Source organism: Rhodopseudomonas boonkerdii (assembly GCF_021184025.1).
GTDB lineage: Bacteria > Pseudomonadota > Alphaproteobacteria > Rhizobiales > Xanthobacteraceae > Tardiphaga > Tardiphaga boonkerdii.
This window is the reverse complement of sequence record NZ_CP036537.1, coordinates 2,480,997-2,507,848: the sequence shown is the minus strand read 5'-3', so window position 1 is coordinate 2,507,848 and position 26,852 is coordinate 2,480,997. Positions and strand designations below refer to the sequence as shown.

Sequence of the window (26,852 nt, the reverse complement as noted above, 5' to 3'; positions counted from 1 at the left end):
ATACCGTTAAGGAGCGATGAAGACGCGGGCGTTCCGCTATTTCAGCCCGAACCACACTGTCGCGATACCGAGGAAGGCGAAGAAGCCGACCACATCGGTGACCGTGGTCACGAAAGTTCCGGACGCCACGGCCGGATCGGCTTTGACGCGGTCGAGCGCCATCGGGATCAGAATCCCGCCGAGGGCGCCGGCGACGAGATTGGTGATCATCGCAAGGCCGATGACGATGCCCAGGCCAGGGGTCTTGAACCACAGGAAGGCGGCGATACCGGTGACGACGGCAAAGGCGATGCCGTTCATCAGGCCGACCAGCGCCTCGCGGATGATGATACGCAACGCGTTACCGGGATTGAGCTGACGCGTTGCGAGCGCGCGGACGGCCACCGTCATGGTCTGGGTTGCGGCATTGCCGCCCTGGCTGGCGACGATTGGCGCCAGCACGGCCAGCGCCACCATCTGTTCGAGCTGGCCCTCGAACAGGCCGAGCACCGACGAGGCCAGGAAGGCGGTGGCAAGATTGATCAGCAGCCAGGTGAAACGTCCACGGGCGATGGTGACGAAATTGTCGGACAGCTCTTCGTCTGACGTGACGCCGCCCAGTGCCTTGACCTCCTCGTCGGCCTCCTCCTCGATCACGTCGACCACGTCGTCAATGGTGATGACACCGACCAGACGGCTATCGGTGTCGACAACCGGTACCGAGACCAGGTTGTATTTGCCGAACATGCGGGCGACGTCGCTCTGATGATCGAGCACCGAGACGCGACGGCGATCCTCGTCGATCAGTTCGGCGAGCGGCACTGGACGACGGGCGCGCAGCAGCCGGTCCAGAGAGACCGCGCCCTGCCAGCGCTGGTCGGCATCGACGGAATAGATCTCGTAGAAGCGGTCCGGCAGATCCGGCGTTTCACGCATGTAATCGATGGCCTGGCCGACATTCCAGTCCGGCGGGACGGCGATGAACTCCGTCTGCATCCGGCGGCCGGCGGTCTCCTCCGGATAGGTCAGGCTGCGCTCGATAGCGACGCGCTCGGACAACGGCAGCTTTTCGAGAATCTCGTCCTGAACGTCTTCGTCAACACCCTCGAGAAGCTCGACCGCATCGTCGGAGTCGAGTTCGCGAACCCCTTCGGCGACGGTTTCCGGTTCCAGCTCCTCGAGCAGTTCCTCGCGAACGGTATCGTCCACCTCATTCAGAGCGGAGAAATCGAAATCCGCCTTGGTCAGCTCGATCAGCCGGACGCGTTCGTCCGCCGCCAGCGCCTGAACGAGATCGCCGAGGTCCGCTTCATGCAACTCGCCCACAAGCTCACAGAGGAATACGGCGTCCGCCGACCGAACCGCCTGCGAAATAGTCTCGACGAAATCGGGACGAATGTTCCCCTCGCTGTCGCGCATCGGCATGCGGTCGAGGATCGAGGCTTCGGCTTCAGGTTTCATGGCGAGCTCGACGTCATCAGCCATGTCGGACCTCGCCTGATCGATGAGAAATGCGGATGGCGCAGTTTCAGCGGAAATGCGCTAATCCAGCTGGGAGCATTCGTTAGGATCAGGCAATAGCCAGTGCCGGATGCTGGATGCAATCGGAAATATCGAGTCCGCGAAATCGCCGACAGGAAAGTGAATTGATCGTGTTCAGGATTGTCATCGCTGCGCTGATTACCTCGACCGTGGCGGCTCATGCCGAAAGCTGCCCCCGCCCCGACACGCTCGGCACGGCGCGGGTGCTCACCGTCGATCCCAAAACCTACCCGCGCGTCGGCAAGCAGAGCTTTCCCGATACACTCCCGCTGGGAGATCGCGAGGTGGTGCTGACCTTCGACGATGGACCGAATCCGCCGACCACTTCCAAGATCCTGGCCGCGCTGGCCAGCGAATGCGTGCGTGCCACCTTTTTCATGATCGGCCAGAGCGCTGCAGCACATCCGCAACTCGTGAAGCGAATGGCGGCCGAGGGGCATACAATTGCGCATCACACTTTCGCGCATGCCGACCTCAAGAAAGTCAGCTTCGAGAAGGCCGTCGAGCAGATCGACCGCGGCATCTCGGCGGACGAAATGGCCCTCAACGGCAAGGCCACCTCGGTGCCGACGACGCCATTCTTCCGCTTCCCCTACTTTGAATCGACGCCAGCCTTGCTCGATCTCCTGCAGTCGCGTCGGATCGCGGTGTTCGGGGCCGACTTCTGGGCCAGCGACTGGAACCCGATGACGCCGCAGCAGCAGCTCGAACTCGTTACCGGCCGGCTGAAGGCGAATGGGAAGGGCATCATCCTGTTCCACGACACCAAGGGCCAGACTGCCGCGATGCTGCCCGATTTCCTGCGCTATCTCAGAAACAACAACTACAAGGTCGTGCATATCGTACCGCCGACCGCGAGCTCCCGCGCCATCTCTCATTAAAGAGCAGATCGAACGATCCGGCAGACGGGGCCGACATACTTAACAATGTCTTTACGGCCACGCCGGTAGTTTTTCCGGACGGCAAAGTTCGGATGACGGATCGGATGATGGAAGCAGCAACGACTGGCAAGCGGGCACGATCGCTGCTCTGCCCCGCGTGGCGGCAGTGCCTCGGCGCGCTGACGGGTCTGACGCTGTTCTTCGCGGTCCCTGCTTTCGCTGAGACGTGCAGCAATCCCGATGCACTCGGTACGTCGCGCACTATCGTGGTCGATCCGCGCGAATATCCGCGCATCGGCACCATGCAATATGCGAAGACGCTGCCGCTCCGTGACAAGGAAGTCGTGCTGACCTTCGACGACGGGCCAATTCCGAAATATTCGAACCAGATCCTCGATATCCTCGCTTCGGAATGCGTGAAGGCAACGTTCTTCGTGATCGGCCGCATGGCCAAGGAATTTCCCGACGGCGTCCGGAAGCTGATCCGGCTCGGTCACTCGGTCGGCACGCATACGGAAAACCATCCGCTCAGCATGAACCGGATGCCGATCGAACAGGCGCAGAAGGAAATCGAGGACGGGATCGCGCATACGCAGGCGGCGCTCGGCGATCCCGCTCTACTGTCGCCATTCTTCCGCATTCCCGGCCTGCTGCGCGCAGGCGCGGTCGAGGACTATCTGGCCTCGCGCGGCATCCAGACCTGGAGCGCGGATTTCCCCGCCGACGACTGGCGTCACGTCTCGTCGCAGACGGTGCACGATCTGGCGCTCTCGCGCCTGAAGGCCAAGGGCAAGGGCATCCTGTTGCTGCATGACATCCAACCGCGCACGGTGGCCGCCCTGCCCGGCATCCTGCGCGACCTCAAGGCCGGCGGCTATCGTATCGTCCATGTGGAAGCAGCCACCGCTGGCAAGCCGAAGACGCCGACGACGCCGCAGGAGTGGGATCTGCACCCGGCCTCGGACACCGTCGCCATCACCCACTGGCACAAGGTCCCGCGCTTCGCTTTCGCGCATTTCGATATGCTGCCGGCGCCGGAGATCACCCCATCCGACCAGATGCTGTCGCTGACGGAGAATTTTGCACACGTCCGCCAGCCACGCGGCACGACGCCCTCGCTCATAGAGGCGCCATGGCCGCGCATTTCCGGCATTCCGGCGATGCCGGCGATCGATGCTCTGCCAGTGCCCGGCGAGTCCCTGTTCGATATCGCCGAGCGACATAACAAGCCGATCAACGCGCTGGTGCGGCTTCCGCACCATGCCGAGCGCAGCCCTCATGCACAGGCCGAGAACGATGGCATCGCACGCTTGATCTCGATCGATGCCAGCAGCGAACGCCGGACGATTCCGGGTGCGATCCCGCCGGGCCTGTCGCCTTCCGCAGCGGCTGCGCCTCGCTAATCCGCATCCCGCTTTAGTCGGTGACGATCTTGACGACGCAGAGCACCACGATGATGGCGAGGAAGAACAAGTCGATATAGGCCTTCATCTCGCCAGCCTGGCGCTGCTGCACCACATCGCCAACCAGTGCTTTGCGACTGGCGACGGCCGATGGACCTTCGCCGGCGAGACCGCCGAGGCGCCGTGTCTCCAGCTCCAGCTTCTGGATCGCCTTGAAAAACACGAAACCGCGCGCGGCCGAAATCGCCCGCATGCCCGCATAGGCCAGCACCAGCGCGGCGACGATGGCGCGTTGCTGATACGTCCCGATGAAATTCAGACTGAAGTAAACCAGCGCCAGAAAAGCGAAGTTGGCAGCCGCGCGGTAGATATAGCTCAGATATTTCATGGGCGCTCCGGGCGACCGTTACGCCCCACGATCATCGCAGGCCAGGGTCGCGGCGGGCACTGCTAACGGTAGATCGTTACGGGAGCACTAAGCCGGAATGACAACTGCAATCGATCAGGCGATTTCGTACGCTGGATCGCCCCGCATCAAGGGAGCCTTGCCGACCGCCCGACGCGGCGGCTTGACTTGTCGGCCACGGCCGAAGTAATTGCTGGCCCCACAGGGGTCGCCCCGTCGTAAGCGTTAACGTCAATCAACGTGCTCGGATGTGGCTCGCATACGCGACCACGGCAAAGAAGCACGTCGATATGAATCAGAACGCCCCTCTCCGCACCAAACCTGCGCCGCTGACCAGTCCCGATCGCAACAGTCTGCTCAGACATGTGGCCATCGTGTTTTTCGGCTTTCTTTCGGTCGGCCTGCCATTGCCGCCAATCGCACTTTATCTGCATGACCAGCTCGGCTTCGGCGCCGGCGTGATCGGCTTCGCCATCGGCCTGCAATCTGTCGTCACCGTCCTGACGCGCCACCGCGCCGGCACATGGTGCGATCATCGCGGTGCGCGCTCCGTCATCCACGCCGGTCTGCCGCTCGCGATCGTTGCAGGCCTGCTCTATCTCACTGCGGCATTGCTGCCGATCCACGCCGTCGCCAAGCTCGCTGTGCTGCTGGCCGGGCGCGTCGCGCTGGGCTTCGGCGAAAGCCTGTTCATTACGGGGGCCATGAACTGGAGCATCGGCCGGCTCGGTGCGCAGCGCACCGGTCTCGTGATGTCATGGCAGGGCATCGCCATGTACGCCGCCATCGGTCTCGGTGCGCCGCTCGGCCTTGCCATCTACGGCGCCGCCGGCTTTGCCGGCGTTGCAATCACGGCAGCCGCGTCACCGTTGATCGCATTCGCCATCGCCGCGACGATTCCCGATATTCCGGTCTCCGGCAACATCGAACGCACACCGTTCTATAAGGTGATCGGCCTGATCTGGCGCCCCGGCACGATCCTGTTTCTCTCCACCATTCCCTTTGCAGGCATCACCAGCTTCCTCGCCCTCGCCTATGCCGCGCGTGGCTGGTCCGGCGCCGGCATGGCGCTGGCTCTGTTCTCCACCGGCTATATCGCCGTGCGTCTGATCGGCAGCCATTGGCCCGATCGGTTCGGCGGCACGCGCGTCGCGGTGATCTCACTGGCAATCGAAGCCATCGGCCAAGCCATGATCTGGCTGGCGCCGGATCCCTGGACGGCCCTGGCTGGCGCGCTGGTCACCGGCATCGGCTTCTCGCTGATCTTCCCGTCGATGGGCGTCGAGGCGACCCGCCGTGTCCCCATCGAACAGCGCGGCCGCGCGATTGCGAATTTCATCGCGTTCTTCGACCTGGCGATTGGTGTCACCGCGCCCGCGGTCGGCTATGCAGCCGGGCTTTTCGGTTACGGCGCAGCGTTTTTAATCGGCGCCGTGGCGGCGATGGGAGCGCTGGTGCTCGCAGCGCGGGGATAGCTGCTGCCGGCATCCGACAACGGTATCGGCATTCCACGATAGTGAGGCACCTTGCCGTTCCTATCGGTCTCGGTAAATACCGCCACGATTGCCGTTGAGGCGTCCGGATATGCAACTGCAATGCCCGAAGCTCATACGGCCTCGCAACACATGCCCGCAAATATCTGATTTTTATGAGGTATGTGGTGCGCTCGGAGGGACTCGAACCCCCACCCTGTTACGGACTGCCACCTCAAGGCAGCGCGTCTACCAATTCCGCCACGAGCGCTGGAAATGACCGGCGGGGCAAATCGCCCGGCCGGTTCGACCGGCGCCGATGTAACAAATCGATGATGGGGGCACAAGGCCCGAACCGCGTTCCCACCATCCCTTTGGGGAAAATTATCTGCGCTGGATTCAGCGGCGTTCCGGCGAGCGCGGCAGCATCTGCTTGACTTCGACGGCGATACGGTTGCGATCGACCATGACCGAACCGGAGGCCACGGGCAGATTGTTGGCGAGAATCTTCACCTCGTCCTGCTCGGTGGCATCGAGCTCGATGATGGCGCCGCGGCTGAGCCGCATCACCTGATGCACCGGCATTGTGGTGGTGCCAAGCACCACCATGATATCTACGGAGATATTGTCGAGGGTTGGCACGTCGGCCCCACAGTCACAAATAAAGGACCCTGCGCACCTGCGCGTCAGGACAGCCTGAGAACAGCACGCTTATGGTTAGCCAATGGTTAATGACCGCCAAACCCTCGATCTGACGCCGTTTTCCCGCGGCGCCGCCGGACCTGCCGTGGAATGGCGGATCGAGGACGGCCCGATTCCCTATCTTGAGGCGGTGGCGGCGATGGAAACGCGCGTGGCCGCAATCGCGGCTGGCGAGGCGCCGGAACTGGTCTGGCTGCTGGAGCACCCGCCACTCTATACATCCGGTACATCCGGCAAGGAGACCGATCTTCTGGCGGCGCGTTTTCCTGTCTTCGAGAGCGGCCGCGGTGGCCAGATCACCTATCACGGACCCGGCCAGCGGGTGGCCTATGTGATGCTGGACCTGAAGGCACGACGCCCTGATGTACGCGCCTATGTGGCGGCGCTGGAAGACATGATCATCCGCACGCTGGACACCTTCAACGTAAAGGGCGAGCGGCGCGAGGATCGTGTCGGTGTCTGGGTGAAACGGCCCGACAAGGGGGCAGGATACGAGGACAAGATCGCCGCCATCGGCGTGCGCCTGAAGCGCTGGGTCTCTTTCCACGGCATCGCCATCAATGTGGAGCCCGACCTCAGGCACTTCGACGCGATCGTCCCCTGCGGCGTGGTCGATCCGCGCTATGGCGTGACGAGCCTCGTCGATCTCGGCTTGCCTGTGACGATGACGGATGTGGATGTCGCTCTGAGGAAGGCGTATGGCGAGGTGTTCGGCGAGATGCAGAGCACGGGGCTAGAGACGGCGTAACCTGAACCTGCAATTCACCTCCGCCCTCATGGTGAGAAGGCGCCCGCTCGAGCGCCGTCTCGAACCATGAATGGGACACCCCGACGCTTGCGGCCATCCTTCGAGACGTCGCGCAAAAAGCGCGGCTCCTCAGGATGAGGGCGGAGTTGGTTGCTTCTCCGCAACTACAGCGTTCCCAACTGCGAAAACGTCTCGCCGCCCGAGCGCAGCTTGAGCATGTCCGGCATGGCATCGCTGACCACGACACCGGACACATGCGCAGGCGGCGGGCCGCGGCGGCACATCTCGATCATCTCCATCACCGCATCCTGCGGTCCGGCGAACACCGCCTCGACACTGCCGTCGCGGCGATTGCGCACCCAGCCCTGCAGACCGAGCAGGATGGCCTGATCGCCGGTCCAGGCACGGTAGCCGACGCCCTGCACGCGGCCTGTCACCGTCACATGGCGGATAATACTCGGCATTATTTTTTCAGCCCGAGATAGTCGATGCCTCGCTGCTTGACGACAGTGCTGCGGGTAACGCTGTCCATCAGATCGGCAGAAGCGAGGTTCTTCAATTCCTTCGGCCCTGCCCCTCCGCGCACGGCCTTCAGCGTCGCATGCACAGCGGCCATGGCCGCGGAAATTGGCGCGTGGCCCTGAATGCAGATGCGGACGCGCTGGGCGCTCAGGAAATCCCCTTCGATCATGTCGTCGCTGGGCGTGCCAAGCACGATGGGCAATGTCGTCGCGGCACTCGCGGCCTGCAGTTCGGCGCGGTTCTTGAGACCGGTGAACATGATCGCATCGACGCCTGCAGCTTCGTACGACTTTGCTCGTGCAATGGCATCGTCAACTGAAGTGATCGAAGCCGCACCCGTACGACCGACAATGACGAGCGCCGGATCCTGGCGCGCACTGAGCGCAGCCCTGACCTTGCCGAGCCCCTCTTCCGCCGAGATCACCTGTGCCCTGGCTTCGCCGAACGCGGCGGGCAGCAACGTGTCCTCGATGGTGAGGCCGCCGGCACCGGCGGCTTCCAGCTCCTCCACCGTGCGGCGGACATTGAGCGCATTGCCATAGCCATGATCGGCGTCGACCAGCACCGGCAGATTGCCGGCACGCGACATCCGCCGCATCTGCTCAGCAAGTTCGGAGAGCGTGATCAGCGCGATGTCGGGATCGCCGAGAATGGCGAGCGACGCCGCGGAGCCGCCGAACATGCCGACCTCGAAGCCGAGATCTTCGGCGATACGTACCGAGATGGCATCATAGACCGAGCCCGGCCGCACGCACCGGTCGCCGGACAGGATCGCCCGCAGACCGTAGCGCCGCTGCCGGAACGTCGTCATGCGAATTCAAGAATGAGCGCATCCACCGCCAGCGTTGCGCCGGCAGCGGCATGGATTTTCTTGACGGTGCCGTCGCGTTCGGCACGCAGCACATTCTGCATCTTCATCGCCTCCACCACGGCGAGGGTCTCGCCCGCCTTGACGTCCTGGCCTTCGGTCACGGCAATCGAAACCACGAGACCCGGCATCGGGCACAGCAGTTTCTTGCCGGTATCCGCCTTGACGCCGACGGGCATCAGACGTGCGGCTGCAGCTTCGGTTTCGGTGAAGACGTTCACCGCAACTTCAAACCCCTGATGCGCGATCCGGATGCCCGAGGCCTGCGGGCGGACCTGCATCGCGACGTGATGACCATCGATGGTGCCGTCCCAGACCGGCACACCGGGCTTCCACGCCGACTGCACCCGATGCACGGTGCCGGCCTTACCGTCGGTATCGATGAAGGCGACCGTCACGGCATCCCCATCCCTCGCGACATCGAGCAGGACTTCCTCCCGCTCGAGCCAGACGGCACGACGGCCGGCGCGCACCACCGGGCGGCCGATCATCTGGCCCGAGATCTGGCGCTTACGCTCGCCATAAACGGCATCGACCGCTGCAGCCACCGCAGCGATACGGCGGGCGACCTCGCCCTCCGGCGCCTTGGCGGCAAAGCCGCTCGGGAATTCCTCGGCGATGAAACCGGTGGAGAGATTGCCGCTGCGCCAGCGCGGATGAACCATCAATGCCGACAGGAATGGAATGTTGTGGCGGATGCCGTCCACATAGAAGGCATCGAGCGCATTGGCCTGCGCATCGATGGCCGCCGCGCGCGACGGCGCATGGGTGACGAGCTTGGCGATCATCGGATCGTAATAGATCGAGATCTCGCCGCCTTCCTGCACACCGGTGTCGTTGCGCACGGTGACGCCGCCCTCGACATGGCTTTCGGCCGGCGGACGATATTTTACGAGACGGCCGATGGAGGGCAGGAAATTGCGGAACGGATCCTCCGCATAGACGCGGGACTCGACGGCCCAGCCGGTCAGCGTGACGTCCTTCTGCTGCAGCGCCAGTTTTTCGCCGGCTGCAACGCGGATCATCTGCTCGACAAGATCGACGCCGGTGACGAGTTCGGTCACCGGATGCTCGACCTGCAGGCGGGTGTTCATTTCGAGGAAATAAAAGCTCTTGTCCTGACCCGCGACGAATTCGACGGTGCCGGCGCTGTCGTAATTCACGGCCTTGGCGAGGGCGACCGCCTGCTCGCCCATCTTGCGGCGGGTGGCTTCGTCCAGCAGCGGCGACGGCGCTTCCTCGATGACCTTCTGATTGCGGCGCTGGATCGAACATTCGCGCTCGCCGAGATAGATCACATTGCCATGCTTGTCGCCGAGCACCTGGATTTCGATATGACGGGGATCGACGATGAACTTCTCGATGAAGACGCGGTCGTCGCCAAACGAGGCCTTCGCTTCGGCCTTGGCGAGATTGAAGCCCTCGGCGACTTCCGCGGTCGAATGCGCGATGCGCATACCCTTGCCGCCGCCGCCGGCGGAGGCCTTGATCATTACGGGATAGCCGATCTCGTCGGCGATCTTCACGGCATGCCTGTCGTCCTCGATGACACCGAGGAAGCCGGGCACCGTGGAGACCTTGGCCTGCGCAGCAGCCTTCTTGGACTCGATCTTGTCGCCCATGGCCGCGATGGCGCCGGGGTTAGGGCCGATGAACACGATACCCGCCGCTTCCAGCGCGCGCGGAAAAGCCTCGCGCTCGGACAGGAAGCCATAGCCGGGATGCACCGCTTCGGCGCCGGTCTGCTTGCAGGCCTCGACGATCTTGTCGATCAGGAGATAGCTCTCGGCCGCGGCCGGCGGGCCGATGAAGACGGCCTCGTCGGCCATCTCGACATGCAGCGCGTCGCGGTCCGCCTCGGAGTAAACGGCAACCGTCTTGATGCCCATCTTGCGGGCGGTCTTGATGACGCGGCAGGCGATCTCGCCGCGGTTGGCGATCAGAATCTTTTTGAACATGAGCTGTCTTACTTGCAACCTTGAGGCGGGATCGGGAAGATGAAACCGGCGGCACAATGTGACATGGCGCCGCAGCCGTAACAATTCTGTCGCGGACGAAAACTAGAAAAGAGGCCCGGTCCGACGGGGCCGGCGTTTCCTGAAGCGAGGTGTTTCATGCGCGGCGCTGCCACCATCCTCTCCCTAAGTCTCTGTCTTATTTCAGCACCCACGGTGTTCGCCCAAAACAGTCCGCCCCGCAACCTCATTTTGTTCGTACCTGACGGGCTTCGGGCACTGAAGGTGACGCCGGAAACGGCACCCGCCATGTCCGCGGTGCGGGATAAGGGCGTCAACTTCAGGAATTCGCATTCGCTGTTTCCGACCTTCACCATGGCCAACGCGTCGGGCATGGCCTCCGGCCACTATCTCGGCGATAGCGGCGTGTTCTCGAACTCGATCTATACGGGCCGTGCCACCTCGGTTCAGAACGGTAGCACCATCCCTTTCATCGAGCATGACCAGGTGCTCGGCGATCTCGATGAGCAGTTCAACGGCGACTATCTCAACGAGGAAACGCTGCTCAAGGCTGCGCGCAAAGCGGGCTTCTCGACCGCCGCCATCGGCAAGGTCGGGCCGACGCTGATGTTCGATCACACCGAACGGACCGGCCGTGAAACCATCACCATCGACGACCAGACCGGGGGCGTCGACAAGGCCGGCAAGCTGCTTGGCATTCCGCTTTCGGAAGAGATGAAAGACGCGCTCAGCAAGGCCGGTCTCGCTCTGGAAACGCCGAGCCGCGGCGACAATGCCAAAGCAGGTGACGCGAAGACGCCCGGCACGACGGAAGCGAATACCAAGCAACAAGCCTATATGGCCGATGTCGCGACCAAGGTGGTTCTGCCGATGTTTAAGGCGCGCAACAAGCCGTTTGTGCTGGTGTTCTGGTCGCGCGACCCCGACGGCACTCAGCACAATCAGGGCGACAGCCTCAACAAGGTGACGCCGGGCATCAACGGCCCCTCCTCGCTCGCCTCCATCAGGAACGCCGACGACAATCTCGCCCAGCTGCGCAAGGCGCTCGACGATCTCGGCCTCTCCGGCACCACCAACATCATGATCTCGGCCGATCACGGCTTCTCGACGATTTCAAAGGAGAGCAAGACCTCGGCGACCGTCAAGAGCACCTATCCCGACACACCAGAAGGTTTCCTGCCGCTCGGCTTCCTCGCGATCGATCTTGCCAAGTCGCTCGGCCTGCCGCTGTTCGATCCCAATGACAAGTTCGCAGCCGTCGGCGACAATGCCTATCCGAAAGCGGGTAATGCCTATATCGGCAAGGACAAGGACAAGCCGGATTTGATCGTTGCCACAAATGGCGGCTCCGACCTGATCTATCTGCCGAGCAGGGATAAGGCGCTTGCTGCGAAGACCGTGAAGGCGCTCCTGAAGCAGGACTATATCAGCGGCATTTTCGTGGATGACCAGCTCGGCTCGTTCCCCGGTGCACTGCCACTGTCGGCGATCAATCTCTCGGGCAAAGCCGTCACGCCGCATCCAGCCATCGCCGTCTCGTTTCGCTCCTATTCGACCGGCTGCGATCAGCCCCCCGCCTGTCAGGTCGAGGTCGCGGATACGGTGCTGCGTCAGGGTCAGGGGATGCATGGATCATTCGGCCGCGGCGACACCCACAATTTCATGGCGGCGATCGGCCCGGATTTCAAAGCCGGCTTCGTCGATCCCCTGCCGGTCAGCAATGCCGACGTTGGCATCACCGCCGCGCATCTGCTCGGGCTCAAGCGCGAAGCCAAGGGCAAGCTGATCGGCCGCGTGATGACCGAGGCCATGCCGAACGGCAAGACACCGAAAGTGATGTCGGAGACGACGCGCTCGAAGCCGGACGACCAGGGTCTGCGCACCGTGCTGGTCGGGCAGAAAGTCGGCGCGCAACGCTATTTCGACGTCGCCGGATTCCCCGGCCGTACGGTCGGACTGGACGCGAAAAAGTAACGACCAAAACAAAACGGCGGGCAATGCCCGCCGTTTCGCTTTCAAGACCGATTTCGCTTACATGCCAATATCGAACACCGTCGGCAACTGCGCCAACGGCAGCGTGGCGGCGCCGACTACGGCCGCGAGCAGCGTCATGATGGTAGCGTTGCTCACGCGTTTGGCACGCATCTGCGATGCGATCCATTCCAGCACTTCGACATTCACACCGACCGCCTTGGTGGGCGCCCAGCTGTCGATCGACACGTCGGGCGACAGCGCGACATCACGTGGCGGCACTGGCAGGCCGGAGGCGGAGGCGGCGTGATGCACAACGGCCTTAGCAAACAAATCGTCGAAACGACCATTGTCGCTGCGCTCGCGCGCGGCCTCGTTGATGGCGAACAGCGCCTCGGCTTCGTCGCGGCTCACCGGCTCGCCGGCAAGTGCCGATGCGCCAAGAATGCGCGCGCACAAGTCGGCATCATCGGCATCGAGCGCACGGGAGAAATGAATACGACCGCGGGCGGTCGGCCCCTCGCCGGTGATCACGCCGTCGCGGACGAGAGCGAGGGCCTGCGCCGCAGCGCGGCGATCGGCGATGGAGGACGTTTCGATGGCGCCGAATACCTCGGCAACGGCAGCGGTGGACATTTCAAACTCTTCTATTTGCAGTGCTTTTTAAGATAGCCCAGAGATTCCACGAGCGAATTAACGAGCGGTTAAGAGAAAGAATTGGCACATTTCTTATCCCCAACCGTTGCAGGTCAGTCGCACGGTGGCCTCGCTTGGTTCGACAGGATGTGGCGATCACCTCCGGCGACATTGCGCCTGGCGGGCGGCAACTTCGCGGCATCGCATCACTTCATATTGCCAGGGCTATTATGTCGCAGAGGGCTTGCGTAAAAGACGATGCTCTTTGAGGCGCGAACGGGAGAACGATCTTGTCCTTTTCGAGCACCGGTTCCAATGACGCAGCCCCCTACCTATAATCGGCTGACGCACGCTTCTCAGCGCGATCCCTTCCAAGACATGAGGTCGACCATGGGTCTTCAAATCAATTCCATCGCACCTGACTTCGAGGCAGAGACCACCAACGGCGCCATCAAATTCCATGACTGGATCGGCGACAGTTGGGCACTGCTGTTCTCGCATCCGAAGGATTTCACCCCGGTCTGCACCACCGAACTCGGAGCATTGGCGAAACTTCAGCCGGAATTCGACAAGCGGAATGTGAAACTGATCGGCCTCTCGGTCGATCCCGTTCACAAGCACTCGCTATGGGCAGACGACATCAACGAGACCCAGGGCGCACGCCCTGCCTTCCCGATGATCGGCGACACCGAGCTGAAGGTTTCGAAGCTCTACAACATGCTGCCGGCGGATACCGCGGGCGGCGCCGACGGCCGCACCGCGAACGACAATGCCACCGTGCGAAACGTCTTCGTCATCGGGCCGGACAAGAAGATCAAGCTGATCCTCGTCTATCCCATGACCACCGGGCGTAACTTCCAGGAAATCCTGCGCGTCATCGACAGCCTGCAGCTCACCGCCAAGCACCGCGTCGCCACGCCGGCGGACTGGGCCCAGGGGCAGGACGTGATCATCGCGGGCTCGGTAACCAACGATGAGGCGAAAACGATTTATCCGAACGGCTGGAAGGAGCCGAAGCCCTACATCCGCATCGTACCGCAGCCGAAGTAAGCTGCGAGCGATTTGCAAGAACATAGAGGCGCCGCGAGATGATCGCGGCGCCTCTTTTGTTTTTGAGCAGGCTGGATCCAGCGCTGCGAACCCCGCCGGCCTGGTGCAGCGCTTGAGCAGAGATGGCGAGGTCAGCTCGACCGTCGCGTAGCGAGAGAAGCCGAATAGCGCGCCATAGAGCAAAAGCGGAGCCCATGTCGCATCGGCCGATGCACCGCCGAAGATCGCGATGCGAGCTTCGCGGTCAAGCGCGGGAAGAGAGTCAGCGGCAGCATGACGATGAAGGTCGCCAGACAGAGAATCACATTGCGCTTGACATCACCCTTCGGCCCTTTGGGCTGTCGATACGAACAGACACGCATCAGTCCGTGCAAGCTTGCGGATACACCGAACTGGATCGATCTCACGTGATCCGTGTTAGATCGGCATCATGACCGATCAATCCCCTATCATTGTCTGGTTTCGCGACGATCTCCGCCTCTCGGATCACCCCGCGCTCCACGCCGCCGCGCGATCAGGCACGCCGGTGCTCTGTCTCTATTTGCTCGACGAGCACAGCACGCAGATCAAACCGCCACGGGCGCGGCCAATGGGCGGCGCGACGCGCTGGTGGCTGGCGCAGTCGCTACGCGCGCTGTCCGCACGGTTGGAGGCGATTGGTGGCACGCTTGTCCTCCGCCAGGGCGCTGCGATAGACGTGATCCCTGCCCTCGCCCGTGAGATCAACGCCAGCCACGTGTATTGGAACGAGATCGCACAGGCACCGCATCTCACAATCGCCGATGGGGTGACCGAGGCGCTCGCCGATCTCGATATCGGCACCGAGAGCTTCCCCGGCGACCTGCTGACGCACCCAAGCACCATTCGCAACAAGGACGGACGTGGCTTGCGCGTCTTCACACCCTTCTTCAAACGCATCCTCGCGATGGGTGGCCCGGCCAAGCCTGTCCCCGCGCCGAAGCTGCTCATCGCCGCCCCAAAGGTAAAAAGCGACAAGCTTGAGGACTGGCAACTGGAGCCCACGAAACCAGACTGGGCAGATGGCCTGCGTGAGAACTGGACGCCCGGCGAAGCCACGGCGCAGAAGCATCTCAAGCGTTTCCTCAGGGACATTCGGGGCTACTGCAACGATCGCGATCGCCCCGACCGTGCCGGGACGTCACGCCTGTCGCCACATTTGCGCTTCGGCGAGATCAGTCCCAGGCAAGTCTGGCACGCCGCACAGTTCACCGCAGACCAACAGCCTGAGCTCGCGAGCGATGTCGGCAAGTTCTTGAGCGAACTTGGCTGGCGCGAGTTCAGCCGGCATCTGCTGTTCGACATCCCCGATCTTGCCGCGCGCAATCTGCAGGAGTCGTTCGACGACTTCCCGTGGAAGGCCGATCGCAAGGCACTGAAGGCGTGGCAACGCGGATTGACGGGTTATCCCGTCGTCGATGCAGGCATGCGCGAGCTATGGCACACCGGCACGATGCACAATCGCGTACGTATGGTGGTCGCATCCTTCCTCGTGAAGCATCTCCTGATCGACTGGAGAGAGGGCGAAGCTTGGTTCTGGGATACGCTCGTCGACGCTGATAGCGGCAGTAACCCCGCCAACTGGCAATGGGTTGCCGGCTCCGGCGCCGATGCAGCGCCGTACTTCCGCGTCTTCAATCCGATCCTGCAGGGTGAGAAGTTCGATCCGGACGGCAACTACGTCCGCCGATGGGTTCCGGAGCTTAACAACTTGTCAGCAAAACTCGTTCATCAACCGTGGACGGCCACACCGATGGAGCTGGAGGACGCAGGTATCAAACTCGGGATCGACTATCCGATGCCTATCATCGACCACAAGGAAGGTCGCGATCGCGCATTAAAAGCGTATAAAACGATACGCAGCGGTTGACTGTGTAGTGCATGCACTTCAACACGCCGCCGAATCGGACTAACGTAAGAAAGTCGAGAACCGCTGGGGGATGCTATGACTGACGACACTCCGATCATCGAACAAGTGACGGATGCGCTGAGCAGCGCCGCCGGTGCGACCAAAGAAGCGGCCACCTCGGTGGCCGAGACAGTTACCAAGGCCGCGAAGAAAGCCGCAAAGAAAGCGACTCCGGCCAGGAAGAAGTCCACCAAGAAAGCTTCTGCGAAGACATCTTCAAAGAAGACAACCAAGAAAGCGAGACCACCAATGGCTAAGAAAGCTGCTAAGAAGACCGTGAAGAAGGCTGCCAAGAAGACCGTGAAGAAGGCCGCCAAGAAGACCGTGAAGAAGGCTGCCAAGAAGGCCGCTCCGAAGAAGGCCAAGAAGGCTGCTCCGAAGAAGGCCAAGAAGGCCAAGAAGGCTGCCAAGAAGAAGTAAGCTTCTTCCTCGCAGATGTGAAAGCCTCCGGGTCCAAGTCCGGAGGCTTTTTCATGTCCGGGGATATTCTGAGCTGTAATGCTGTGCCGTAGGGCGGATGAGCCGAAGGCGTAATCCGCCGTCCTTCGTCACATGAGCTCGGTAGGCGAATGACGCTTCGCTCATCCGTCTACGGTAGAACGCCCTACGCCTTCGCGCGATTGACCAGCAGCACCGCAGCGCCGCAGGCGATCATACCGACGATCGCTACAGCATCCAGCTTCTCGCCGAACAGGATGAAGGCCATCAGGGCCGTCACCGCCGGCACCAGATAGAACAGGCTCGCCACCTGGCTCGACGCCTGACGGCGCAGCAGCCAGTACAGCAATCCCACGGTGCCGATCGACAGCACCACTGCCAGCCAAGCCACCGACAGGACGAATTCCGTGGTCCAGTGGATCACACGCGTCTCGAACAGAAACGCGCCGATGCCGAGCATCACCATGGCAGCGAATTGCTGGATGAAGCTCCCCACCCGCCAGTCGGTGCCGCTGCAGAAGCGCTTCTGATAGAGCGTGCCGATGGTGATGGTGACCAGCGAAAGACCCGACGCCGCCCACCCCCAACCGGCATTGCCGGACATTGGACGGCCATGCAGCACCAGTAGCACGCCGCCAAGGCCGAGCACGAGGCCGCACCACTGCAGCGGTGTCACGCGTTCCCCCAGAAACCGACTGGCGAGAATCGATGTCAGGATCGGCTGCAATCCCGGGATGACCGCCGACAGGCCGACCGGCACCTGATGCGCAATCGCCAGCACCGTGCCGGCGAGATAGAGCCCCTGGATCAGCAAGCCGGCAACGATGTTGTGCACGATACCGGCGCGATCCGGCCATGCCGGTCGCGTCAGCGCAACGATGAAACCCATGATGCCGGCGGCGACGATCATCCGCACGGTGAGATAGGTCAGCGGCTCCGCACCGTTCAGCACATATTTGGTGCCGATGAAACCGGTGCACCAGAGCAGCACGAACAGCACCGGCGTAGCGGAGGCGATGAGGGCATTTGTCTCTTTATTCATGGGCTGCTCAGTGCCCCATCATGTGCTAAGCGGCAATGGCTGATTGCGCGGACCTGCCCGCCCGCGATCACAACCTTGCATACCCCCTGATCAACTGAGGAATTCACCATGGATGTTCGCGCCGCTGTTGCCATTGCCGCCGGCAAGCCGCTGGAGATCACCACCGTTCAACTCGATGGCCCACGCGATGGCGAGGTGCTGGTGGAGATCAAGGCGACCGGCATCTGCCATACCGACGAATTCACGCTGTCGGGTGCCGATCCGGAAGGCCTCTTCCCGGCCATCCTCGGCCATGAAGGTGCAGGTGTCGTGGTCGATGTCGGCCGTGGCGTCACCTCGGTGAAGAAGGGCGACCATGTGATCCCGCTCTACACGCCGGAATGCCGCCAGTGCCCGTCCTGTCTGTCGCGGAAAACCAATCTCTGCACGGCGATCCGCTCGACGCAGGGCCAGGGCCTGATGCCCGATGGCACCTCGCGCTTCTCGCTCGAGGGCAAGCCGGTGCATCACTATATGGGCACCTCGACCTTCGCCAACTACACCGTGCTGCCTGAGATCGCGGTGGCGAAGATCCGCGAGGACGCGCCGTTCGACAAGGTCTGCTACATCGGCTGCGGCGTCACCACCGGTGTCGGCGCTGTCTTCAACACCGCCAAGGTGGAGCAAGGCGCCAAGGCGATCGTGTTCGGCCTCGGCGGCATCGGCCTCAATGTGCTGCAGGGACTGCGCCTCGCCGGCGCCGACATGATCATCGGCGTCGACATCAACAATGACCGCAAGGCCTGGGGCGAACGCTTCGGCATGACCCACTTCGTCAACCCGAAGGAACTCGGCAAGGATCTGGTCCCTCACCTCGTCGACATGACCAAGACGAAGGACGATCAGATCGGCGGCGCCGACTACACCTTCGACTGCACCGGCAATGTCACCGTGATGCGCCAAGCGCTGGAATCCTGCCACCGCGGCTGGGGCCAGTCGATCGTCATCGGCGTGGCGCCGGCCGGCGCCGAGATCGCGACGCGGCCGTTCCAGCTGGTGACGGGACGTGTGTGGAAGGGCACCGCCTTCGGCGGCGCACGCGGTCGCACCGACGTGCCGAAAATCGTCGACTGGTACATGCAGGGCAAGATCCAGATCGACCCGATGATCACCCATGTGATGCCGCTCAGCGACATCAATAAGGGTTTCGATCTGATGAAGTCCGGCGAGTCGATCCGCGGCGTGGTGACGTTCTGACGTCTTGTAGGGTGGGCAAAGGCGCTCTTGCGCCGTGCCCACCTTCACCTGCCGAGACGAAGAGGGTGGGCACGCTGCGCTTTACCCACCCTACATGTTAGGTCGACATCACCGCGGTCTCGCCCTCGATACCGTCTTCATCCCGGCGCCTGGCATAGCGCCGCGCCAGGATCGCGCAGACGAACAATTGCGCCTGGTGAAACAGCATGATCGGCAGCACGATCAGGCCGAGAGCGTGGCCCGGAAACAGGATCGCGGCCATTGGAATGCCGCTGGCCATGCTTTTCTTCGAGCCGCAGAACACGATGGCGATCTCGTCCGCTGTCGAGAAGCCCATTCCGCGGCTGGCGAGCATGGTGGTGACGATCACCAGCGCCAACACGGCGAGATCGACGGCAAGAACCGCTGCGAGCGTGCCGACCGAAAGCTGGCCCCAGATTCCTTCGACCATGCCGGCACTGAAAGCGGCGTAAACGATAAGCAGCACGGAGCCGCGATCCACCGCCGAGGTGAGACGTGCATGACGCAGCAGCCAAGCTCCGACCCACGGGCGGATCAGCTGGCCGACGACAAAAGGCGCGATGATCTGCGCCGCGATCTCCTCGAACGCCACCAGCGAGAACCCTCCCCCGGCCGATGAGAGCAACAGCGACACCAGGATCGGCGTGAGCGCGACACCAAGCAGGTTGGACACCGATGCGCTGCAGAGGGCTGCCGGCACATTACCGCGTGCGATGGAGGTGAAGGCGATCGAGGACTGCACAGTCGAAGGCAGAAGACACATAAAGAGAAGACCGGTCACGAGGTCGGCCGGCAGATAGGGACGCAGCGCCAGGCTCGTTGCGACGCCAACGAGTGGAAACAACAGATAGGTACTGGCGAACACCATCGACTGCAGGCGCCAGTGCAGCAGCCCCTCCTTCACCGCAGTCGGCGACAGACGCGCGCCGTAAAGCAGAAACAGGGTCGCCACCGCCGCAGTAACGACATGATCGACATGCACCGCGGCCTCGCCGCGCGCGGGCAAAACGGCAGCCAAAGCCACCGCTGCCATCAGCCAAAGCAGGAACTGGTCGATCGGCAGCTTGAAACGATGGGGTGCAGCGGAAGTCATAACGGTCGGCCCTTGTTTGATTGGCCCAGATCTAAGTTCCCCTGTCTTGATGCAAAATCCCCATAACAATGATATCAATCATCATATATTGTAATGACCATGGATCATGTCCCCGTCGATCTCCTGCAAAGCTTCGTGGCCGTCGCGGATGCCGGCAGCTTTACCGGCGCGGCTCGTATCCTCGGCCTGCAGCAATCGACCGTCAGCCAGCACATCCGTCGCCTCGAGGAGCAGACTGGCCGCCGCCTGTTCGACCGCAGCACGCACCGCGTCGGTCTGACGCCGGACGGCGACATCCTGCTCGATCACGCGCGCTCGATCCTGGAACGTTATGCCCATCTGCAGCAGTACCTTTCGGCTGCGCCGTTGCGCGGCCGACTGCGCTTCGGCGCCTCGGAAGATTTCGTGCTGTCGGCCTTGCCGAACGTGCTCGCCGCCTTCGCGCGCCGGCATCCGGAGCTCGATATCGAGCTGCATTCGGGATTGAGCGAGGATCTGCGCGTGGCTTTCGATGCGGGCCGGCTTGATCTCGCGCTGGTGAAGCGACGCGACGGCGATGGCCGTGGCAGGATCGCGTGGAAAGAACCGATCGAATGGATGGCACATCCCGAATTTCGGTTCGATCCCGACAGCCCGCTGCCGTTGATCCTCTATCCGCCGCCGAGCATTACGCGCGTCAGCGTGCTGGAAACGCTGGAAGCAGCAGGGCGACGGTGGCGCATCGCCTTCACCAGTGCCAATGTCTCCGGCCTGAGCGCTGCGGCGCGGGCCGGCATCGGCCTGTTGCCGCATTCGGTACGCCTGATGCCGCCGGGGCTGACGATCCTGTCATCGCGCGAAGGTCTGCCGAAATTGCCCGGCATCCAGTTCGCGGTGATCACGCCGGATCACCCACCCCCGGCGGTCGAAGCACTTGCTGCGACCATCATGAATTGGGCCGGCCCCCGCGATCGCCAGAGCTAGGCTGGCAATCGTAGGATGGGTTATCGCGCAGACGCGCAGCGCCAGAGCGATAACCCGTCGGCAGAGTTTGCCGCGAGCTACGGACAGCAGGGGGTTCGCTACGCTCAACCCACCCTATGTTCCCTCGCTTTTGGCTCACAAAGACTTTTCGAAGAATGGCACGAGGCGGCCAGTAAACTGGCGATAGTTCGCCTTCACCTTGTCGCCAATGACGAGATCGTTGGCGCCGTGAGCCATCATGCGAAAGCCCTCCGCGGTGTCGATCAGCACGATGTTGTAGGGTACATGCTCGCGCGCTTCCGGCGTGCCCGCGCGGAGAACAAGTGACGTCGCATAGACCGTACCCTCGCCACTCGATGTTTTATCGTCGAGCTCGGACGAGCCACAGGCAGCGCAAAAGCTGCGGCGGAAATACTGGATCGCATTGCAGGCGCGGCAGGACTGGAAGCTGATGGCTTCCGTGCCGGTAGTCCAGTCGGCGGCGGGCTTGAGCTGGCTCATCACACGCGCTCCAGGAACATCGAGACATGGGAAGACAACACGCCGCCATCGCCATGCAGCAGCGCGACGGAGGCATCCTTGACCTGACGGTTTTCGGCCCTGCCCGTCATCTGCAGATGCGTTTCGACCAGATGCGCCATGGCGCCGCCGACGCCGCAATGACCGTAAGAGAGCAACCCGCCATGGGTGTTGAGCGGCATCGCGCCATGCTGGCTGAAATGGCCTGATCGCACCCTGGCTGCCGCCTCGCCGCGACCGGCAAGGCCGAGATCCTCGAGCAGCATCGCCAGCGTGATGGTGAAGCTGTCATAGATCGCGGCGTAGCGGACGTCCGAAATCGCCATACCGGTCGCTTTCTTCGCGCGATCGATAGCGATTTCGGCACCGAGCCCCGAAAGCGGCGGCGCCGCCGTGATATGCTGATGCGTATGCGCCTGCGCCGCACCGCGCACTTTGATCTTTGCCTCGCTGGTCGGCTCATAGCTGACGATGAACGCCGCACCACCATCGGAGACCGGGCAGCAGTCGAGCAGTTTCAGCGGCGTCGCAATGGTCTTCGAGGCCATCACATCGGCGACGGTGATCGGTTCATGAAACTGCGCGCCGGGATGTGTCAGCGCATGCTGGCGCATCAGCACGGCGAATTCGGCGAGGTCTTCCTGCGTCACGCCATATTCGTGCATGTAGCGGTTGGCGACGAGGCCGTAATAGGCTGGGATGGTCGGGCCGAGCGGCACCTCATAGGTGGGATGGCCGACCTGCGCCAGCGCCTGGATCGAGGCATCGCGGCTCTGGCCGGTGAGCCGGTTCTCGCCGCCGACCACCAGCACATGTCTGGCGACACCGCCCTCGACGAGTTGATGCGCCAGCATCGCCATCGCCATGCCGGTGGCGCCGCCGACCTGGATCGCATGAGCGTAGGACGGCGTGATGCCGAAATGTTCGGCAAACACGGTGGCCAGCATGATGTGCGGCATGGTGGTGGAGTAGCCGCACAGGAAGCCGTCGATATCCTCCCGCTTGAGACCGGCGTCGGCGAGTGCGAGCTCGGCGGCGCGGCTCATCAGATCGATGGTCGATGAGCCTTCGTGCTTGCCATAAGGGAGAAGGCCCACGCCTGTGATGTAGCTCATGTTGAAAGGCTCTCCATCGATGCCGCGCACGCTGTAAGTCCTCTCCCCCCACCGGGGGGAGGATTAGGGAGAGGGGGAGCCACACGCTCTGCAAGAGTTTGTGGCTCCCTCTCCCGCCGCGAAGACGCGGCGACCTCTCCCAGGTGGGGAGAGGTGAACCGAGCGCTGTCGCGTCGGCCTTGCTCTCATCAATACGACTTCGGCAACCCAAGCGCCTTCTCGGCGATAAAGCTCAAAATCAGCTCGCGGCTCACCGGAGCGATGCGCGGGATCAGCGACTCCCGCAGATAACGCTCGACATGATATTCCTTCGCATAACCGAACCCGCCATGGGTCATGATTGCCTGCTCGCAGGCATGATAGCCCGCCTCGGCCGCGAGATATTTCGCCGAATTCGCCGCAGGACCACAGGACATGTTGTTGTCGTATTGCCAGCCGGCCGACAGCACCATCAGCCACGCCGCTTCCAGCTCCATCCAGTTCTTCGCCAACGGATGCTGGATCGCCTGGTTCTGGCCGATCGGGCGATTGAAGACGTTTCGCTCCTTGGCATAGCCAGCCGCCCGCTTCAACGCGACTTTGCCGAGCCCGACTGCTTCCGCCGCGATCAGGATGCGCTCAGGGTTCATTCCGTGCAGGATATATTCGAAGCCACGGCCTTCCTCGCCGATGCGGTCCTCCACCGGGATTTCGAAATCAGCGAAGAACAGCTCGTTGGAATCAACGCACTTGCGGCCGAGCTTCTCGATCTCATGCACTGTGATCTTCGAGCGATCAAAATCCGTATAAAAGAGACTGAGCCCATGGGTCGGGCTCTTCGCCTCTTCCAGCGGCGTGGTACGCGCCAGCAGCAGAATCTTTTCGGCGACCTGTGCGGTGGAAATCCAGACCTTCTGGCCGTTGACGATATACCGATCGCCCTTGCGGACGGCGCGGGTCTTGAGCTGGGTGGTGTTGAGGCCGGTATTCGGCTCGGTCACCGCGAAGCAGGATTTCTCCTTGCCTTCGACGATCGGCGGCAGCATGCGCTGACATTGTTCCGGCGTGCCGAACACCACCACCGGATTGAGCCCGAACACATTCATATGCACGGCTGATGCGCCCGACATGCCGGCTCCGGATTCCGAGATTGCCCGCATCATGATCGCGGCATCGGTGATCCCCAATCCTGAGCCGCCATATTCCTCGGGAATGCAGATGCCGAGGTAGCCGGCGTCCGCTATCGCCTTGTGGAATTCGATGGGGAAACCGCCCTCTTTGTCCTTCTTCAGCCAATAGGCATCGTCGAAGCGCGAACAGATCTTCTCGATCGTATCGCGGATGGATTCTTGGTTCTCATTGAGGGCGAAATCCATATCTTAGAAATCCTTGCGTCAGAGCTCCGACGTATCGGGGATGGCCGCCTGCTTCAGCACGCCGTCCTTGTGCAGTTTCTCGATTTGCTCCGCGGTGTAGCCAACCTCGGCCAGCACTTCGGCATTCTGCTCGCCGAGATGCGAGGCGAGACGTGACAGATCGACCGGCGTTTTCGACCAGGTGGCGGCAACCTTCATGTTGCGCACCGCGCCTTCGGTCGGATGCTCGACCTGTTGGAAGAAGTCTGTCGCCACCATATGCGGATCTTGCATCATGCTTTCCAGCGTATGCATTGGCGTCGATGGCACATCGGCCTCGTCGAGCAGTTTTGCCCATTCCGCCGTGGTCCTGGTCTTGAAAATCCGCGACAGCTCGGCATTCACCGTGTCGATATGCTGGATGCGTTGCGGGAAGGTCGCGAAGCGTGGGTCGTCGAACAGCTCCTCGCGGCCGACATGCTTGAGAAAACTCTTCCACTGCTTGTCGTTATAGACCATAGCGCAGATATAGCCGTCGGAGGTCTGATACGGCCGGCGATCCGGCGACAGATGGCGTCCATAGCCCCCCTTGTCGAGCGGCGGATCGTAAGTGAGGCCGCCCATATGGTCGCCCATCATGAAGCCCGCCATGGTTTCGAACATCGGGATGTCGACGCGCTGTCCCTCGCCGGTCTTGTCGCGATGGATGACGCTGGCAAGGATGGCGCCGAGCGCATTGAGGCCGACGATGCGATCGACCAGTGCGTTCGGCACATAACGCGGCACGCCATCGGGGCTGATCCGCGCATTCAGCGCCGCCAGCGCGGTGGCGCCCTGGATCAGATCGTCGTAAGCGGGTTTGGCGGCATAGGGACCAGCCTGGCTGAAACCGAACACGCCGGCATAGATCAGGCGTGGATTGATCTTCGACACCACGTCGTAGCCGAGATTGAGCCGGACCATTGCCGCCGGACGGACATTGTAGACCAGCACGTCGGCACTCGCGACCAGCTTCAGGAGCGCCTCGCGGCCCTCTTCCTTTTTGAGGTCGATACAGACGCAGCGCTTGTTGCGGTTGGTGTTGAGAAAAATCGGCCCCATGCCGGGATTGCGCATCGGTCCGATCGCGCGGACCACGTCGCCATCGGGGGACTCCACCTTGATGACATCGGCGCCATAGTCGCCCAGCGTCTGGGTGCAGTAAGGCCCCATCATCACCGAGGTCATGTCGATGATCTTGATCCCGTGAAGTGGTCCCGCCAAAGCTGTTTGCTCCCGAAAAGCGTGTGATTGCCTTCGTCTTAGCGGCAGCGGCTTTGCAGGCGCAAGGGCGCTGGGCGCGGAGCCTTATGCGTGGGATGGCGCCACGGACCTGTAGGATGGGTAGAGCGCAGCGAAACCCATCATCCTCACGACCGCCGGTTGATGGGTTTCGCTCCGGCGCCATGCGCCTCCGCTCTACCCATCCTACTTCCGCATCATCTCCCGCAATGCGGTCTTCAGCACCTTGCCGTAATTGTTCTTCGGCAGCGCATCCAGATAAACATAGCGCTTCGGGCGCTTGAAGCGCGCGATATGGGCGAGGCAATGCGCGTCGAGCGCGGCATCGTCGGCCGTGGCGCCATCGTTCAGCACCACGCAGGCCACAACGATCTCGCCCCAGTCCGGCTCGGCAACGCCAATGGCCGACACTTCCCGCACGGCGGGATGCGTCAGCAGCGCTTCCTCCACCTCGCGCGGATAGATGTTGGTTCCGCCGGAGATGATCACGTCCTTGGAGCGGTCAGACAGCGTGAGGAAGCCGTCCTCATCGAGCCGACCGACATCGCCGGTGCGCAGCCAGCCGTCCTGGAGCGTCTCGGCATTGGCCTTGTCGTTATTCCAGTAGCCCAGCATCACCGCCGGCCCCTTGGCCTCGACCTCGCCGGTCTCACCCACCGGCAGCGGCTGACCATCGGCGCCAGTAATCCGCACCGACATCACGCTCTGCGCCGGTCCCACCGAGGCCAGCCGTTCGAGATAGCGCGGATGATCCACATCCGCATGAAACGCGCGCGACAGAGAGGTGATGGTCATGGGCGACTCGCCTTGACCGTAAATCTGCACGAAGCGCTGCCCCATGACCGCGATGGCATCGCGGATATCCGCGAGATACATCGGCCCGCCGCCATAGACGATGGTGCGGATGCCGTCGCCGCTCTCGCCACGCTTCTTGGCGGCATCGACGAGGCGGCGCACCATGGTTGGCGCAGCGAACATCGCGACATCGCCGAGCGCACGGCCAATAACCAGAACTTCATCGGGCTCGAAGCCCTGGCTTTCCGGCACGACATGACGTGCGGCCATGCGGACATGGATGAAATTGTAGAGCCCGGCGCCGTGCGAGATCGGCGCAGCATAGAGGATGGCATCCTTCTGATGCACGGGGTCGACATCGGCGAGATAGCACATGGACATGGCGACGAGATTGCCATGGCTCAGCATCACGCCCTTCGGCCGGCCTGTGGTGCCCGATGTGTAGAACAGCCAGGCAAGATCGTTATCCTCACGCGCAAGAGGCGCCATCGAGGTCGGCTCGCCATGCTGCAGTTCGCGAAACGTTTCGCTCTCCACCGACAACATCTGCATTGATGTCGGCAGGTCTTCTTGCACCGCGACGAGCGCATCGTGACCATCGTCATCGACAATCGCGAGCCGCGCCCCGGCATTGTCCGATATCCATGCCGCCTCGCGGCCATGCAGCTTGGCATTGATGGGGATGACGACGCCACCGATCCACCACACCGCATAGAGGCATTCGAGATATTGCGTGCAGTTCGAGGCGAACAGCACGACACGATCGCCGGGCTCGATGTCGTAGTCGCGCGCAAGCCCCGCGCCGATCGCCGCAGCGCGGCGCGCGAATGTGGCGTAGTCGGCCTCGACGGCGGTCCCCCTCAGCAGCGCCGGCGCCTGCGGATGCAGACGCGCCGACGCCGCCAACCATTGTGCGACATTCATCCCGGCGA

At 62.5% G+C, this 26,852-nt stretch carries 24 protein-coding genes and 1 tRNA gene; 10 read left to right on the top strand and 15 right to left on the bottom strand.

The window, feature by feature from the left end; translation table 11 throughout:
* Positions 1-36 precede the first annotated feature (36 nt).
* Positions 37-1,464 (bottom strand): magnesium transporter, encoded by a 1,428-nt coding sequence (mgtE, locus tag E0H22_RS11610; RefSeq protein ID WP_233025788.1) that lies wholly within the window; start codon positions 1,462-1,464, stop codon positions 37-39.
* Positions 1,465-1,625: 161 nt separating this feature from the next.
* On the opposite strand from mgtE, the gene E0H22_RS11605 reads away from it, so the two are divergent.
* Together E0H22_RS11605 and E0H22_RS11600 are read left to right on the top strand one after the other, a co-directional pair.
* The gene (locus E0H22_RS11605; protein WP_430715246.1) at positions 1,626-2,402 is read left to right on the top strand and encodes a polysaccharide deacetylase family protein; all 777 of its coding nucleotides are present in this window, start codon (positions 1,626-1,628) and stop codon (positions 2,400-2,402) included.
* A 107-nt stretch (positions 2,403-2,509) separates the two neighbouring features.
* Entirely contained in the window at positions 2,510-3,805 is a 1,296-nt protein-coding gene (locus E0H22_RS11600; RefSeq protein ID WP_430715245.1) for a polysaccharide deacetylase family protein, read from the top strand.
* 13 nt (positions 3,806-3,818) lie between these two features.
* Here E0H22_RS11600 and E0H22_RS11595 read toward each other — a convergent pair whose 3' ends face one another.
* Entirely contained in the window at positions 3,819-4,193 is a 375-nt protein-coding gene (locus E0H22_RS11595; protein WP_233025785.1) for a hypothetical protein, read from the bottom strand.
* A 308-nt stretch (positions 4,194-4,501) separates the two neighbouring features.
* Here E0H22_RS11595 and E0H22_RS11590 point away from each other — a divergent pair, with 308 nt between their 5' ends.
* Complete coding sequence (locus E0H22_RS11590) at positions 4,502-5,686, top strand: MFS transporter (protein ID WP_233025784.1); 1,185 nt, start codon at positions 4,502-4,504, stop codon at positions 5,684-5,686.
* Positions 5,687-5,869: 183 nt separating this feature from the next.
* On the opposite strand, the gene E0H22_RS11585 is transcribed toward E0H22_RS11590, so the two are convergent.
* Together E0H22_RS11585 and E0H22_RS11580 are read right to left on the bottom strand one after the other, a co-directional pair.
* Positions 5,870-5,954: transfer RNA gene (locus tag E0H22_RS11585), tRNA-Leu, on the bottom strand.
* 128 nt (positions 5,955-6,082) lie between these two features.
* Positions 6,083-6,325 (bottom strand): FliM/FliN family flagellar motor switch protein, encoded by a 243-nt coding sequence (locus tag E0H22_RS11580; RefSeq protein ID WP_233025783.1) that lies wholly within the window; start codon positions 6,323-6,325, stop codon positions 6,083-6,085.
* A gap of 82 nt (positions 6,326-6,407) precedes the next feature.
* On the opposite strand from E0H22_RS11580, the gene lipB reads away from it, so the two are divergent.
* On the top strand, positions 6,408-7,133 hold the full coding sequence (lipB, locus tag E0H22_RS11575) for a lipoyl(octanoyl) transferase LipB (protein ID WP_233025782.1): 726 nt from the start codon (positions 6,408-6,410) through the stop codon (positions 7,131-7,133).
* A gap of 164 nt (positions 7,134-7,297) precedes the next feature.
* Here the strand turns inward: lipB and E0H22_RS11570 are convergent, their stop codons facing one another.
* Genes E0H22_RS11570 through E0H22_RS11560 form a run of 3 tightly spaced genes read right to left on the bottom strand, consistent with a single transcriptional unit; the run spans position 7,298 to position 10,481 of the window.
* A complete protein-coding gene (locus E0H22_RS11570) occupies positions 7,298-7,597 on the bottom strand; it encodes an acylphosphatase (RefSeq protein ID WP_233025781.1) in 300 nt (99 codons plus the stop codon).
* On the bottom strand, positions 7,597-8,466 hold the full coding sequence (locus E0H22_RS11565) for an isocitrate lyase/PEP mutase family protein (protein ID WP_233025780.1): 870 nt from the start codon (positions 8,464-8,466) through the stop codon (positions 7,597-7,599). Before E0H22_RS11565 ends, E0H22_RS11570 begins: the two co-directional genes overlap by 1 nt.
* Complete coding sequence (locus E0H22_RS11560) at positions 8,463-10,481, bottom strand: acetyl-CoA carboxylase biotin carboxylase subunit (RefSeq protein WP_233025779.1); 2,019 nt, start codon at positions 10,479-10,481, stop codon at positions 8,463-8,465. The genes E0H22_RS11565 and E0H22_RS11560 overlap by 4 nt, the downstream gene beginning before the upstream one ends.
* A gap of 156 nt (positions 10,482-10,637) precedes the next feature.
* Here E0H22_RS11560 and E0H22_RS11555 point away from each other — a divergent pair, with 156 nt between their 5' ends.
* The gene (locus E0H22_RS11555) at positions 10,638-12,473 is read left to right on the top strand and encodes an alkaline phosphatase family protein (protein WP_233025778.1); all 1,836 of its coding nucleotides are present in this window, start codon (positions 10,638-10,640) and stop codon (positions 12,471-12,473) included.
* Positions 12,474-12,530: 57 nt separating this feature from the next.
* Here the strand turns inward: E0H22_RS11555 and E0H22_RS11550 are convergent, their stop codons facing one another.
* On the bottom strand, positions 12,531-13,106 hold the full coding sequence (locus tag E0H22_RS11550; protein WP_233025777.1) for a hypothetical protein: 576 nt from the start codon (positions 13,104-13,106) through the stop codon (positions 12,531-12,533).
* A gap of 390 nt (positions 13,107-13,496) precedes the next feature.
* Here E0H22_RS11550 and E0H22_RS11545 point away from each other — a divergent pair, with 390 nt between their 5' ends.
* The 3 genes from E0H22_RS11545 to E0H22_RS11535 all read left to right on the top strand — a co-directional run bounded on the left by E0H22_RS11545 (position 13,497) and on the right by E0H22_RS11535 (position 16,503).
* Positions 13,497-14,156, top strand: coding sequence for a peroxiredoxin (locus E0H22_RS11545; RefSeq protein ID WP_233025776.1), 660 nt, complete (start codon positions 13,497-13,499; stop codon positions 14,154-14,156).
* 430 nt (positions 14,157-14,586) lie between these two features.
* A complete protein-coding gene (locus E0H22_RS11540) occupies positions 14,587-16,044 on the top strand; it encodes a cryptochrome/photolyase family protein (RefSeq protein WP_233025775.1) in 1,458 nt (485 codons plus the stop codon).
* Positions 16,045-16,119: 75 nt separating this feature from the next.
* The gene (locus tag E0H22_RS11535) at positions 16,120-16,503 is read left to right on the top strand and encodes a hypothetical protein (protein ID WP_233025774.1); all 384 of its coding nucleotides are present in this window, start codon (positions 16,120-16,122) and stop codon (positions 16,501-16,503) included.
* 184 nt (positions 16,504-16,687) lie between these two features.
* Here the strand turns inward: E0H22_RS11535 and E0H22_RS11530 are convergent, their stop codons facing one another.
* Positions 16,688-17,563, bottom strand: coding sequence for a DMT family transporter (locus E0H22_RS11530; RefSeq protein WP_233025773.1), 876 nt, complete (start codon positions 17,561-17,563; stop codon positions 16,688-16,690).
* A gap of 108 nt (positions 17,564-17,671) precedes the next feature.
* Here E0H22_RS11530 and E0H22_RS11525 point away from each other — a divergent pair, with 108 nt between their 5' ends.
* Complete coding sequence (locus E0H22_RS11525) at positions 17,672-18,799, top strand: S-(hydroxymethyl)glutathione dehydrogenase/class III alcohol dehydrogenase (RefSeq protein ID WP_233025772.1); 1,128 nt, start codon at positions 17,672-17,674, stop codon at positions 18,797-18,799.
* Between the two features lie 97 nt (positions 18,800-18,896).
* On the opposite strand, the gene E0H22_RS11520 is transcribed toward E0H22_RS11525, so the two are convergent.
* Positions 18,897-19,913 (bottom strand): bile acid:sodium symporter family protein, encoded by a 1,017-nt coding sequence (locus tag E0H22_RS11520; RefSeq protein ID WP_233025771.1) that lies wholly within the window; start codon positions 19,911-19,913, stop codon positions 18,897-18,899.
* A 99-nt stretch (positions 19,914-20,012) separates the two neighbouring features.
* Here E0H22_RS11520 and E0H22_RS11515 point away from each other — a divergent pair, with 99 nt between their 5' ends.
* Positions 20,013-20,876, top strand: coding sequence for a LysR substrate-binding domain-containing protein (locus E0H22_RS11515; RefSeq protein ID WP_233025770.1), 864 nt, complete (start codon positions 20,013-20,015; stop codon positions 20,874-20,876).
* 135 nt (positions 20,877-21,011) lie between these two features.
* Here E0H22_RS11515 and E0H22_RS11510 read toward each other — a convergent pair whose 3' ends face one another.
* The 5 genes from E0H22_RS11510 to E0H22_RS11490 form a co-directional block, all read right to left on the bottom strand.
* Positions 21,012-21,377: a Zn-ribbon domain-containing OB-fold protein gene (locus tag E0H22_RS11510; protein ID WP_233025769.1), complete on the bottom strand. Its 366-nt coding sequence runs from the start codon at positions 21,375-21,377 to the stop codon at positions 21,012-21,014.
* Entirely contained in the window at positions 21,377-22,510 is a 1,134-nt protein-coding gene (locus E0H22_RS11505) for a thiolase family protein (RefSeq protein WP_233025768.1), read from the bottom strand. Before E0H22_RS11505 ends, E0H22_RS11510 begins: the two co-directional genes overlap by 1 nt.
* Positions 22,511-22,698: 188 nt before the next feature.
* Positions 22,699-23,865 carry an acyl-CoA dehydrogenase family protein gene (locus tag E0H22_RS11500; RefSeq protein ID WP_233025767.1) on the bottom strand — a complete coding sequence of 389 codons (1,167 nt, stop codon included), beginning with the start codon at positions 23,863-23,865 and terminating at the stop codon, positions 22,699-22,701.
* 18 nt (positions 23,866-23,883) lie between these two features.
* The gene (locus E0H22_RS11495; RefSeq protein ID WP_233026302.1) at positions 23,884-25,071 is read right to left on the bottom strand and encodes a CaiB/BaiF CoA transferase family protein; all 1,188 of its coding nucleotides are present in this window, start codon (positions 25,069-25,071) and stop codon (positions 23,884-23,886) included.
* A 240-nt stretch (positions 25,072-25,311) separates the two neighbouring features.
* The gene (locus E0H22_RS11490; protein ID WP_233025766.1) at positions 25,312-26,844 is read right to left on the bottom strand and encodes a class I adenylate-forming enzyme family protein; all 1,533 of its coding nucleotides are present in this window, start codon (positions 26,842-26,844) and stop codon (positions 25,312-25,314) included.
* Positions 26,845-26,852: the final 8 nt, after the last annotated feature.